This window comes from Bradyrhizobium sp. HKCCYLR20261, from assembly GCF_051168435.1.
In the GTDB taxonomy this organism is placed as follows: domain Bacteria; phylum Pseudomonadota; class Alphaproteobacteria; order Rhizobiales; family Xanthobacteraceae; genus Bradyrhizobium.
Genome location: NZ_JBNPUZ010000002.1, coordinates 701,521 through 713,789 on the forward strand (window position 1 = coordinate 701,521; position 12,269 = coordinate 713,789).

12 protein-coding genes are annotated in these 12,269 nt (G+C 67.1%); 5 read left to right on the plus strand and 7 right to left on the minus strand.

Going from position 1 to position 12,269, the window contains the following annotated elements; genetic code table 11:
• Positions 1 to 92 precede the first annotated feature (92 nt).
• Together ACQR1L_RS06860 and ACQR1L_RS06865 are read left to right on the plus strand one after the other, a co-directional pair.
• Positions 93 to 869, plus strand: coding sequence for a rhodanese-related sulfurtransferase (locus tag ACQR1L_RS06860; RefSeq protein WP_434857162.1), 777 nt, complete (start codon positions 93 to 95; stop codon positions 867 to 869).
• Positions 856 to 1,083 (plus strand): SlyX family protein, encoded by a 228-nt coding sequence (locus tag ACQR1L_RS06865; protein ID WP_434857163.1) that lies wholly within the window; start codon positions 856 to 858, stop codon positions 1,081 to 1,083. The genes ACQR1L_RS06860 and ACQR1L_RS06865 overlap by 14 nt, the downstream gene beginning before the upstream one ends.
• A gap of 13 nt (positions 1,084 to 1,096) precedes the next feature.
• Here ACQR1L_RS06865 and ACQR1L_RS06870 read toward each other — a convergent pair whose 3' ends face one another.
• Positions 1,097 to 3,007 carry a diguanylate cyclase gene (locus ACQR1L_RS06870; protein WP_434857164.1) on the minus strand — a complete coding sequence of 637 codons (1,911 nt, stop codon included), beginning with the start codon at positions 3,005 to 3,007 and terminating at the stop codon, positions 1,097 to 1,099.
• Between the two features lie 161 nt (positions 3,008 to 3,168).
• Positions 3,169 to 3,414, minus strand: coding sequence for a hypothetical protein (locus ACQR1L_RS06875; protein ID WP_434857165.1), 246 nt, complete (start codon positions 3,412 to 3,414; stop codon positions 3,169 to 3,171).
• A gap of 171 nt (positions 3,415 to 3,585) precedes the next feature.
• Between ACQR1L_RS06875 and hemE the strand changes: the two genes are divergently transcribed.
• Complete coding sequence (gene hemE / locus ACQR1L_RS06880) at positions 3,586 to 4,632, plus strand: uroporphyrinogen decarboxylase (RefSeq protein ID WP_434857166.1); 1,047 nt, start codon at positions 3,586 to 3,588, stop codon at positions 4,630 to 4,632.
• A 4-nt stretch (positions 4,633 to 4,636) separates the two neighbouring features.
• On the opposite strand, the gene hemC is transcribed toward hemE, so the two are convergent.
• From hemC to ACQR1L_RS06895, 3 genes are all read right to left on the minus strand, one after another.
• Positions 4,637 to 5,614, minus strand: a complete 978-nt coding sequence (hemC, locus tag ACQR1L_RS06885) for a hydroxymethylbilane synthase (protein ID WP_434857167.1) — start codon at positions 5,612 to 5,614, stop codon at positions 4,637 to 4,639.
• A gap of 15 nt (positions 5,615 to 5,629) precedes the next feature.
• The gene (locus ACQR1L_RS06890; protein ID WP_434857168.1) at positions 5,630 to 7,255 is read right to left on the minus strand and encodes a GMC family oxidoreductase; all 1,626 of its coding nucleotides are present in this window, start codon (positions 7,253 to 7,255) and stop codon (positions 5,630 to 5,632) included.
• Positions 7,256 to 7,348: 93 nt separating this feature from the next.
• Positions 7,349 to 8,539, minus strand: coding sequence for an acetate/propionate family kinase (locus ACQR1L_RS06895; RefSeq protein WP_434857169.1), 1,191 nt, complete (start codon positions 8,537 to 8,539; stop codon positions 7,349 to 7,351).
• A gap of 170 nt (positions 8,540 to 8,709) precedes the next feature.
• Between ACQR1L_RS06895 and ACQR1L_RS06900 the strand changes: the two genes are divergently transcribed.
• A complete protein-coding gene (locus tag ACQR1L_RS06900; protein WP_434857259.1) occupies positions 8,710 to 9,744 on the plus strand; it encodes a uroporphyrinogen decarboxylase family protein in 1,035 nt (344 codons plus the stop codon).
• A gap of 136 nt (positions 9,745 to 9,880) precedes the next feature.
• Positions 9,881 to 10,516, plus strand: coding sequence for a hypothetical protein (locus ACQR1L_RS06905; RefSeq protein WP_434857170.1), 636 nt, complete (start codon positions 9,881 to 9,883; stop codon positions 10,514 to 10,516).
• A gap of 3 nt (positions 10,517 to 10,519) precedes the next feature.
• Here the strand turns inward: ACQR1L_RS06905 and ACQR1L_RS06910 are convergent, their stop codons facing one another.
• Both ACQR1L_RS06910 and ACQR1L_RS06915 read right to left on the minus strand, forming a co-directional pair.
• Positions 10,520 to 11,500, minus strand: coding sequence for a PDR/VanB family oxidoreductase (locus ACQR1L_RS06910; RefSeq protein ID WP_434857171.1), 981 nt, complete (start codon positions 11,498 to 11,500; stop codon positions 10,520 to 10,522).
• An 11-nt stretch (positions 11,501 to 11,511) separates the two neighbouring features.
• Complete coding sequence (locus tag ACQR1L_RS06915; RefSeq protein ID WP_434857172.1) at positions 11,512 to 12,267, minus strand: GntR family transcriptional regulator; 756 nt, start codon at positions 12,265 to 12,267, stop codon at positions 11,512 to 11,514.
• Positions 12,268 to 12,269: the final 2 nt, after the last annotated feature.

Sequence of the window (12,269 nt, forward strand, 5' to 3'; positions counted from 1 at the left end):
GGCTCGCCGGCTACATCGCACATTCCTTCCGGGCTCGGCAATGCCCGGGGATACCAGCTTTTCTATGGTCAGCTCTGCTGCTAAACGGCCGCATGCCCCTCGCCGTCGCCGCCTTCTATCAGTTCGTTGCACTGCCGGATTACCGCGACCTGCGCGCACCGCTGCACGCCTTCTGCGCCGCCCGCGGTATCAAGGGCAGCATCCTGCTTGCCGAGGAAGGCATCAACGGCACGGTCGCCGGCACGGCCGAGGCGATCGAGGCGCTGGTCGCCGAGTTTCGCGACGGCGCGCTGTTCGCCGGGCGTCTGGACAATCTGGAGCTGAAGCTCTCGACCGCCGCGGCGATGCCGTTCCAGCGCATGAAGGTCCGGTTGAAGCGGGAGATCGTCACGCTCGGCGATCCCGCCGCCGACCCGACCCGGCAGGTCGGGACCTATGTCAGTCCCGCGGATTGGAACGCTCTGATCGCATCACCTGATACGCTCGTGCTCGACACGCGCAATGCGTTCGAGGTGGCGATGGGCACGTTCGAAGGCGCCGTCGATCCGGGCCTGCGCAGCTTCGGCCAGTTCAAGGATTTCGCCGCGCGTGCGCTCGATCCTGACCGGCACAAGCGGGTCGCGATGTTCTGCACCGGCGGCATCCGCTGCGAGAAGGCCAGCGCGCTGCTGCTGGCCCGCGGGTTCTCCGAGGTCTACCACCTCAAGGGCGGCATCCTGAAATATCTCGAGGAGATTCCGGAAGCTGAGAGCCGCTGGCGCGGCGGCTGCTTCGTGTTCGACGAGCGCGTCGCCATCGGCCACGGCCTGCGCGAGCTGCCAATGGCCGCAGACGCAACACAGGGGAGCGCACGCGATGAGCAGCTTTGAGCCGTCCAGCGAGGAGCTCGGCGAGCGGATCGACCGGCTCGAGATGCGGCTGACGTTCCAGGACGATACGATCGAGACGCTGAACCAGACGATCACGGCGCAGTGGCGCGAGATCGATGCGCTGAAGCGGCAGATGGCCCTGCTGATCGAGCGGCTGGAGGACGCCCAGAGCAATGCCGAGGGGCCGCGCAATGAGCCGCCGCCGCATTACTGATGCCGGCGCGGTCTCAGGCCGGAACGGTCGCCGGCGCCTTGCCGGACGGCAGCTCGATCACCTCGCCGGCCATGACCATGCGGTCGCGGCCGCCGTCCTTGGCGGCGTAGAGCGCGCGGTCCGCCGCCTCGATCAGCGAAGCCGGGCCCGCGGAGCGCTCGAAGCCGGGGCGACACACCGCCGCACCGATGCTGGCCGTGACGAAGCCCGGCGGGTTGTGGTCGTGAAGGATGCGCGCCTCATGCAGCGCCCGCCTAATCCGCTCGCCCAGCCGCAAGCATCCGCCGGCGTCGGTATTCGGCAGCAGGATCGCGAACTCCTCGCCGCCGTAACGGGCGACGAGATCCGAACTGCGCTGCGCCTCGTCGGCGAGGATGCCGGCCACCGTGTGCAGGCATTCGTCGCCCGCCGGATGGCCATAGGTGTCGTTGAAGGCCTTGAAATGGTCGATGTCGATCATCAACAGCCCCAGCGTGGTCTTGTCGCGATAGGCCCTGCCCCACTCCTCCAGCAGCCGCTCGTCGAAGCGGCGCCGGTTCGCGAGGCCGGTCAGGCCATCCTCGATCGCCAGCGTCTCGAGCCGACCCTGCAGCGCCTTCTGCTGGGTCACGTCACGCGTCACCGCCACGAAGCCGTCGAGCGTGCCGTCGGGCCTGCGGGTGGCGCGGACGGTGGCTTCAACCCAGATCTCGGATTTGTCGCGGCGGCGCATGCGATAGGTCGCCCGCGCCTCGTCGACGACGCCTTTCTTGATCTGCTCCAGCATCTCCTGCAGCTGCGGCCGGTCCAGCGGATTCACGCCGGAGATGGCGCGCTTGCCGAGCAGTTGCGACGGATGCCAGCCGAGAACGCGCATGGTCGAGGGCGAGATGTAGCCGATACATTCGTCCAGCTCGATGCGCGTCACGATGTCGCTGGAGCCTTCGGCAAGCAGCCGGAAGTTTTCCTCCTTCGCCGCGAGCGCGGCCGCGAGCTGCTGCCGCCGCAGCACCTGCTTGGCGAGGAAGACGCCGATGGCCACGATGAGCGCGACCAGGCAGACGAGCACGGCGATGCGCAGAAACGCCTCGTGCCGCCACACTGCCAGAATGTCGGCCTCCGTTCGTGTGGCGAGAATCAGGAACGGGTAGCGCTGCGCGTGCTGATAGAAGCCGATCCGCTGCAGCGTTTCGCCGAAGCGGCGGAACTGCAGGATGCCGGATGCGGGGTGGTACGGAATGGCGTCCACGATCGGACGTCCGAGACGCTGCGGGTCGGGATCGGCGTTGTCGGCAAGCACCGCCCCGTCACGGCTCATCAGGCTGATCGTGCCGTGATGCCCGACATCGAACTGCCGATAGAATTGCGCAAAATAGGCGACATCGATGGTCGCGAGCACGACGCCGCCGAAGCGGCCGTCCGCGTGATTCCAGCGACGCGACAGGGTGATCACCCATTGGCCGCCCGACTTGCTCTGCACGGGATGGCCGATCAGCAGCGAGCGATCGGCCGAGTTCCTGTGATGACCGAAATACTCGCGGTCGGCATTGTTGTAGTTGGCGAGCGTGACATCCTCGGTCGTCGCCAGCCAATCGCCTTTCTCGTCATAGGCGAACACGCCCCTGATGCGGCCAAGGGTCGCCTTTCGCGATTTCAGAATCGTCTGGAGACGCGGGATCGCGCCCGGCTTGCCGTCGTCGGTCTCGAGCGCGGTGACGACCCCGCGCAGCAGCGAATCCGCCAGTTCGAACGTGTCTTCGACATGCTGCGTCAACGACCGCGCCAGGTTGCCGAGATCGACCTCGGCGTTGTGCAGCTCGGCATTCCGCGAGGACCATTCGCTCCAGCCGCTGAACGCGAGGATCGCGCCGCACATGAGCGCAAGAACGCCAGCCGCCCACACGGGCAAGCGGCTCAGATCAACTCTCGTCGTACCAACGTCCATTCCGCGGGACTCTCCGGACGGTTCCAGAGTCCCACGGACATCTTATCTAACTCTGAAATCAGGACCTTCGCCGGGTGGACTAAGCGCCCCGTAAGACTACGGCAACGGCCGTACAACTACGGAAAGCGCCTGCACAGCAGCGCGCTTGCGGCACGATTAGTTCAGCGCGCGAACACCGATCTCACCTTGTCCCACAGCGAGGGATTGTGCTCTCCGTGGCGGTCCAGGTCAGGATCGTGCGCTTTCACCCGCGTCGTCGGCTGCTGCAGGCTGACGGGATCGGATGCCGGGAATGTGTCCATCAGACCCTTGTCGAGCTGCGTCTTGGCTTCCCGATCGAGGCGCTCGGCCTCGCGCGGGTCGACGGCGTGCTTGTCGTGCGGAGCCGGATTGAATTTTTCAGCCATGATCGATCTCCCTTCGGGGATACAACGCGGCGGTGAAAGGCGTGTTCCCGGACACCCGAGCGCTGGCGGGCGCCGGACCTGCGCATTGCGACCCGATATGAGCTTGGCCGGAACCGTCCCGCCATGTATCACGGACGGTAAACTGATCCCCAGGGGTTGCGGAGCGCCAGCGTGAGTGAGACTGCCGTGAACAAGCCTTTCATCGACGTGCTGGCCGGCCAGCGGCAGAGCGTGCCGCCGATCTGGATGATGCGGCAGGCCGGCCGCTATCTGCCGGAATACCGCGAGGTCCGCGCCAAGGCCGGCGGTTTTCTCGACCTCTGCTTCAACCCGGAGCTCGCCGCCGAGGTCACGCTGCAGCCGATCCGGCGCTTCGGCTTCGACGCGGCGATCATCTTCTCCGACATCCTGGTGATCCCGCACGCGCTCGGCCGCAGCGTCCGCTTCGAGGTCGGCGAAGGGCCGCGGCTCGATCCGCTCGATAAGCCGGACAAGATCGCGACACTGTCGCGGCAGGCGGATCTCTCCAAATTGGAAGCCGTGTTCGAGGCGCTGCGCCGCGTCCGTGCCGAGCTGCCGCAGAGCACCGCGCTGATCGGATTTTGCGGTGCACCGTGGACCGTCGCGACCTACATGGTGGCCGGCCATGGCACGCCCGACCAGGCGCCGGCGCGGCTGCTCGCCTATCGCCATCCCGACGCCTTCCAGACAATCATCGACGCGCTGGTCGACAGCTCCGTCGCCTATCTCTTGAAGCAGCTCGAGGCCGGCGCCGACGCGCTGCAGATCTTCGACACCTGGGCCGGCGTGCTGCCCCCGCGCGAGTTCGCCCGCTGGTCAGTCGCGCCGACGCGGCGCATCGTCGAAGGCGTGCGCAAAGTTCGGCCCGACGCCAAGATCATCGGTTTTCCCCGCGGCGCCGGCGCGCTGCTGCCGGGCTATGTCACCGAGACCGGCGTCGATGCGGTCAGCATCGACTGGACGGCTGAGCCGGGCCTCGTGCGCGAGCGGGTGCAGAGCAAGGTCGCCGTCCAGGGCAATCTCGATCCTCTGGCGCTGATCACCGGCGGCGCGGCGCTCGACCAGGCGGTCGACGACGTCTTGGCGAGCTATGCCGGCGGCCGGCACATCTTCAATCTCGGCCACGGCATCACGCCCGAAACCCCGATCGCCCATGTCGAGCAGATGCTCAAACGCGTGCGCGCCTACAAGGCGTGACCGACTAACGCGGCCGGCTGCGCTCGATCAGCTCAGCCGCGCCGTTGCCAAGCAGTTCGAGCCCGACCGCACGGCCGAGCTCGCGCGGACGATCGGCGGGGCCGGTGCGCTGAGCCTCGATGAAGCGGCCGCCGTCCTCGTCGAGCACCGAGGCGGTCAAGGTCATCTGGCCGGCCTCGATGGTCGAAAAGCCGGCGATCGGCGAATTGCAGTGGCCGTTCAGCACCCACAGCACCTCGCGCTCGGCATCCGCGCAGGCCCGCGCCGCCGCATCGTCGATGGTCGCCAGGATGCGCCGGGTCTCGAAATCCGCCGCCGGACATTCGACGGCGACGATGCCCTGCCCCGCCGCCGGCAGCATGTCGGCCGCGGGGAAGTCGTAGGACGCGCGGTCCGACAGGCCCACGCGCTCCAAGCCGGACCGCGCCATGATCAGCGCATCCGCCGGCCCGACCGCGTCGCCGTCCGGCAGCCGCTGCAACTCGCCATTGTCGAGCTTGCGGATGCGGGTGTCGGCAGCGCCGCGGAAATGGATCAGTTCGGCGTGCGGAAACAGCCGCCGCGCATAGGCCGCACGACGCACCGCATTGGTGCCGATCTTGAAGCCGCGGCCGCCATCCTTGCGGAAGTCGTCCAGCGACAGCCCTTGGCGCAACACCAGCACATCGCCCGGCGGATCGCGCGACAGGAGCGCCGCAATGACGAGGCCCGGCGTCTCCTCGTTTCCGGGCATGTCCTTCAGCGAATGCATCGCCGCATGCAGCCTGCCGTCCAGCATCGCCCGCCGGATCTCGGCGACGAACGCGCCGCCCTTGCCGCCATGGGTCAGAAGCTTGCTGGTCTGGTCGGAATCTCCCGTCGTCTCGAACTTGACGATCTCGATGTCAAGGGAGGGGATCGCAGCCTGCAGCCGGCGCGCGATCTCTTCCGTCTGCGCCAAGGCCATCGTGCTCTTGCGGGTGCCGATCCGGAAACGTGTCACGAACTCATTCCTGCGTCAGCGCGCGTCCTGCAAGATCATGTCGGAGGCCTTCTCCGCGATCATGATGACCGGCGCATTGGTGTTGCCCGAAACCAGGTCCGGCATGATCGAGGCGTCGACGACGCGCAGGCCGTCGATGCCGCGCACGCGCAGGCGCTGATCGACCACGGCCAGATCGTCCGACCCCATCCGACAGGTCGAGGTCGGATGATAGATCGTGCTGCCGGTCTGCCGGCAATAGGCCAGAATGTCGTCGTCGCTCACGACCTTGGGTCCAGGAAAGGCTTCATCCGAGACATACGGCTTCAGCGCCGGGGCCGCCAGGATTTTCCGCAGGATCCGCAGGCCGTCGACATTGGCCCGCCGGTCCGTTTCACTCGCGAGATAATTGATCCGGATCTCAGGCGGCGCCGCCGGGTCGGCACTCCTGATCCGCAGCGAGCCGCGGCTTTCCGGCCGGAGCTGGCACACCGAGGCCGTGAAGCCGGAGAAGGTGTGCAGCTTCTCGCCCATCTTGTCGGTCGAGAACGGGATGAAATGGATCTGGATGTCGGGGCTGGCGAGCCTGGAATCGGTCTTGAAGAAGGCGCCGGCCGTACCGGCCGCGATCGTCAGCGGCCCGCTGCGGAAGGCGGCGTAGCGCGCACCCGCCAGCACCTTGCGCACGGGATGATTGACGATGTCGTTGAGCGTGATGCGCTGACTGCAGCGCATCACGATGCGCACCTGGAGGTGATCCTGCAGATCGTGTCCGACGCCGGGTGCGTCGAGCACGACGTCGATGCCATGCTGCTTCAACAGGTCGGCCGGACCGACGCCGGAGAGCTGCAGCAGCTGTGGCGAATTGTACGCGCCGCTCGACACCAGGATCTCCTTGCGGGCCCGGGCCGTCCGCAGCCGGCCGCGCTGGCTGAACACGACGCCGCGCGCACGACGACCTTCGAACAGGATGCGCTGGGCCAACGCATCGGTCTCGACATGGAGGTTGCTGCGGCCGAGTGCGGGCCGCAGGTAGGAGACCGCGCTGCTGGCGCGGCGGCCGCGCCGTGTGGTCGTCTGGAAGTACCCGACGCCCTCCTGGCTCGCGCCGTTGAAGTCGGCGTTGAACGGCAGCCCGGCCTCCACCGCCGCCCTCACGAAGGCCTCCGACAGCGGGTCCTCATGGCGCCAGTCCGACACCGGCAGCGGCCCGCCGACGCCGTGGTAGTCGTCGGCGCCGCGGCACTGATTTTCCGCCCGCTTGAAATAGGGCAGCACGTCGTCATGGCCCCAGCCGACATTGCCGCGCTGCCGCCAGCGATCGTAATCCTCGTGCTGGCCGCGGACATAGAGCAGGCCGTTGATCGAGCTGGAACCACCGAGCACCTTGCCGCGCGGCTGAAACACCGAGCGGCCGTCGAGGCCAGGCTCGGGCTCGGTCTGGTACATCCAATTGACGGTCTTCTCCTTGAACAGCTTGCCGTAGCCGAGCGGCACGTGGATCCAGATGTTGGTGTCCTTCGGACCCGCTTCGAGCAGCAACACCTTGTGCCTGCCATCGCTGCTGAGCCGGTTGGCGAGAACGCAGCCGGCGGAGCCGGCACCCACCACCACGTAGTCAAACTCCAGGTCCGCGCCATCAGACGCCACGCTGCCTTCCATCGTTCCCTGCCCGGCTCTCTTGTTCTTTCATCCCGGATGATACCAGAATGCCAGGACATGCAAGCGGCAAATCGGCAGAGCTGGTGGGCCATGTCAGTGGTTGCCACGCGCATCGAGCAGTTGCGCGGTGTGCCGCGCGATCATCATCTCCTCATCTGTCTTGATCACGAACACGCGCGCCCGGGACTCGTCGGACGAGATCAAGGTCTCGCCGGCACGGTTTCGGTCGTCGTGCAGCGCAACGCCGAGCCAATCGAAATCCCGGCAGACACGCGCGCGAATGCGCCAGGCGTGCTCGCCGATACCGCCGCAGAACACGATAGCATCAAGGCCCGACAGGACCGCCGCCATCGCGCCGAGTTCGCGCCTGATGCGATCGACGAAATAGTCGACGGCCTGCTGCGCCGCTTGTGTCCCGGCCGCCTCCAACTCGCGCATGTCCTGCGACAATCCCGAGAGTCCCTTGAGACCCGAATGATTGTAGAGAAGGTCCGTGACGGCCTCCGCCGTCATTCCCTTTTCCTGAAGCAGGTACAGTACGACGCCCGGATCGAGCTGCCCGCACCGCGTCCCCATCGGCAGTCCGTCGAGCGCGGTGAAGCCCATCGAGGAGCCGATGCTGCGCCCGTCGCGGACCGCACACATCGAGGCACCATTGCCGAGATGCATCACAACGACGCCCCCCTTCTCCTGCTCCGGCGCGATCTCCTTGAGCCGCGAGATCACGTACTCATAAGACAGCCCGTGAAAGCCATAACGCCGGACGCCGTCATCGTAGAACGCGCGCGGCAAGGCGTAGGTGTCGTTCACCCAGGGATGCGAGCGGTGGAACGCGGTGTCGAAACACCCGACCTGCAGCGCATCGGAAAAGGCCCGGTGCGCGGCCCGCACGCCCGCGAGATTATGAGGCTGGTGCAGCGGCGCCAGCGGGACGAGCGCCTCCAGCCGATCGAGAACATCGTTCTCGATCGCGACAGGACCCGTGAACGCAAGCCCACCATGGACGATACGATGGCCGACGGCGTCCACCGGCATCTGGCCCATGGAACGCCGCAGAAGCTGCAGCACGCGGCCGAGAGCCGCCTCATGGTCGGCCGCCTCGGCAGCACTGACCGGCTCGTCGACAAGCCCATCCTGCAGCTTCGCCTCGAGCTTCGGGGTCGCACTGCCCAGCCCCTCGATCTGGCCACGCAGCACCTCGGTCAGTTCACCGTCCTGCGCGAACAGGGCGAATTTGATCGAAGACGAGCCGGCATTGAGCGTCAGGATATGTCGCATCGCCATCTCACCGGTTCTCACAGTCCTCAGCCGCAGCAGTCAATCTGCAGAAAATGCGATCCATTTTCATGACGATCCGAAGACAGACAAAACGCTAGGTTGCACATTAGCACTGACTTCTCGTCTGCTAACATGTTCCAGAGCGAGTCGGACCGCGGAGGCCCCCTGTGGTGAACATGCCCCGACATCTCCTGCCCACCACCGTGGTCGGCAGCTATCCCCAGCCCGATTGGCTGGTCGATCGCGCCATGCTCGCGAAATCCATTCCGCGCATCCGGCTGCAGGGGATGTGGCGCATTCAGCGCCCGCTGCTCGAGGAAGCCCAGGACGATGCCACTATCGTCGCGATTCACGACATGGAACAGGCCGGCGTCGACATCATCTCGGATGGCGAGATCCGCCGCGAGAGCTACTCCAACCGCTTCGCCACCGCACTCGACGGCATCGACGCGGACAACCCCGCGATCATCATCTCGCCCGCCGGCAACAAGACGCCCGTGCCGCGGGTCGTCGGACCGATCCGGCGCAGATATCCGGTCGAGCTGCGGGACATGGAGTTCCTCCGTCGCAACACCACCCGCGCGGCCAAGATGACGCTGCCGGGCCCTTTCACCCTGAGCCAGCAGGCGCAGGATGATTTCTATCACGATGACGAAGCCGTCGCGATGGCGTTCGCCGAGGTCGTCAACGCCGAGGCCCGCGACCTGCAACGGGCCGGCGCCGACGTCATCCAGCTCGACGAGTCCTGGGTGCGCAGCAATCCGCAGGCGGCGCGGCGCTATGCGGTCAAGGCCATCAACCGCGCGTTGGACAATATCACCGTGCCCACCATCGTTCACGTCTGCTTCGGCTATGCGGCCATCGTGCCGGGCTCCAGCAAGCCGGGCAGATATCCCTTTCTCACCGAGCTTGCCGACTGCTGCGCGACGCAGATCTCGGTCGAGGCGGCGCAGCCGCGGCTTGATCTCGGCATTCTCAAGGAGCTTTCGGCCAAGACCATCGTGCTCGGCGTCCTCGATCTCGGCGATCCCGAGATCGAGCCCGCGAGCGTCATCGCCGAGCGCATCCGCAACGGCCTCAAAGTGGTGGCGCCGGAGCGGCTCGTTGTCGCGCCCGACTGCGGCATGAAGTACCTGCCGCGCGCCGTTGCCTTCGGGAAATTGAGGGCGATGTGCGCGGCGGCGGCGCGGGTCCGCGAGGAGCTCGCATAAAGGCAATGCGGCGGACGCGACGCATGTCGGGCAGCGTTCTCCACGGCGAGGCCACCCTTGGACCCCATTCGCGGAATAAGGCAGGCGGTGAACGCTGGAGGTCGGCAGGGCCGCTTCCAACGGAATGGAGGCTCTGATGGCCGTCTGCTCCACGTCGAAACGCGTTGCCGGTGCGATCGCCCTGTTCGGCTGCGCGTGCAGCGGCAATGCAAGCGCCGATCCGATCGAGGACGTCATGGGCGGCCTGCTGCGCGATGCGCGCAGCTCGTTTGCGCGCGTGGTGCCGCTCGAGCTCGTGCCGACGATGCCGTCGTTGCAGCCTCCTCCCATCCAACAACCCGCGCCGCCAGCACCGGCTCAGGTGTCTCCCGCGGCAGCGACCAAGCCGCCAGCTCCGGAGCAGCGCACGGCCAAGGCCAAGCCGCCGCTTAGCCCCGCTGCCGCCGAATTCGCCGCAGCGGATGCCGCGGAGACCATCGCCGACGCCAATCTCGATGCCGCGCTGGCGGCCAACGAGAAGGCGGTGGCCGATCGCAACGCGGCCGAAGCGCTGGCGAAAGCCAATCCGACCGCCGCTAACATCGCCGCCGCCAAGGCTGCGACCGAGGCGGCGCACATCGCCGAAGCCAACCTCACCGACGCGCTGCTCGCCGACAAGGACGCCGATGCGCGCCTCAAGGCCGCGCGCGAGGCGCTCGCATCCGAGCAGACCGGCCGCAAATCGTCAGCCCGGTCGCAGGCGCCGATGCCGGTCAGCCTGACCGGCAGATAGATCTCACACCGCGTCGACACGCTCCAGCGTATCGATCGTCACCACGCCATGGGCGCGCGACACGCAGGCGCAGAGCTTGCGGTTCTCGTGCTTCTGCTCGTCGCTGAAGAACACGTCGCGATGATCGATCTCGCCCTCGACGTCCACGACGTCGATCGCGCAGACGCCGCACTCGCCGCGGCGGCAATCGGCCATGACCTCATGCCCCGCCGCGTTCAGCACGTCGAGCATCGAGCGGTCGCGCGGCACCACGATTTCCTCGCCGCTGCCGCGCAGGCGAACCTTGAACGGCTCGGTCGCCAGACGCCCCGACGATCCGAACGTCTCGTAACTGAGATCAGCCAAGGGGCGGCCACACGCGGCCCACGCGCTGCGCGCCGCATCGAGCATCCGCATCGGGCCGCAGAACAGCACCGCCGTGCCCTGCGGCAGGCTCGCGAACAGGCCGGCGAGATCGAGCCGCTGCGCCTGATCGGCCGCGTAGACCGACAGCTTGTCACCGAGCAGCGTCGACAGCTCGTCGGCATAGGCGGCATCGCCGCGCGACCGCACCGCATAATGCAGCGAGACGTTCGGCGTCTTGCGCACGAGCGCCTGCGCCGCGCCGACCAGCGGGGTGATGCCGATGCCGCCGGCAACCAGACAATAGTGGGGACGCTGCCAGTCGACCTGAAGCAGCGAGGATGGAGTGGCCACATCCAGCCGGGCGCCCGGCTGCAGCGACCACAGATAGCGCGAGCCGCCGCGGGAATCTTCGGCGAAGCGCACCGCGATCCGGTAACCGCGCGGATCGCTCTCGCCGACCAGCGAATAGGAACGGACGTCCGGCTGGCCGTCGATCAGCACACTCACCTTGATGTGGCTGCCGACCGGATAGGGCGCGGCGATGTAGCCGTCGGGTCGCAGGATGAATTCGCGGATGCCGGATGCGAGATCGCGCGTCGCCACGAGAGTCGCCGGCGACCAATGGTCCTGGAAGCGCATGATCGTCTCCGTTAGTTCGAACTCACCATCTTGATCAGCACGGCGGCCGGCACGAGGTCCATCGGTCCCCTGGCCTTGACGGCCAGTCGCAGGTTGCGCGCCGCCAGCCGCGCATGCTCGCGCATGATGCCCTCGGCACGCGCGCCCTCGCGGTTCTCGATCGCGTCGATGACGATGCGATGGTGCTCCTGCGCGACCACCAGGATGTGGCGCGCTTCGGGGAGCGCCGACTGCGCCATCACGAAACCGCTCGGCGAGGCGAAGGGCAGCGCGCTGGCGCGATCGACCTGGCGGATCACCGGCGGGCTGCGCGACAATTCGGCCAGCAGCGCGTGGAAGCGGGCGTTGAGCGCGACATAGGCCGAAAATGCATCGAAGGAGATTTCCTGCGGCGCGATCAGCTCGTCGATCTGCGCGAGGCATTCGCGCATCGGCTCGGTGTCGCGGACGGAGACACCGCGCTCGGCGGCGAGCCGCGCGGCGAGGCCTTCCATCGTGCCACGCACCTCGATGGAGTCGAGCACGTCGCGCTCGGAGAACGACTTGACCATGAAGCCGCCGGACGGAATGGCTTCCAGCAGCCCCTCCTCCTCCAGCCGCACCAGCGCCATCCGCACCGGCGTGCGCGAGACGCCCGCGGCCTCCACCGCCTGCAGCTCCGAGATGCGCTCGCCGGGGCGCAAGCCGCCGGTGAGGATCAGGTCGCGCAGCGTGAGCTGCGCGCGGACGGTCTGCGAAATCGAGCGATCGTTCTCACGCTCAGGCATTC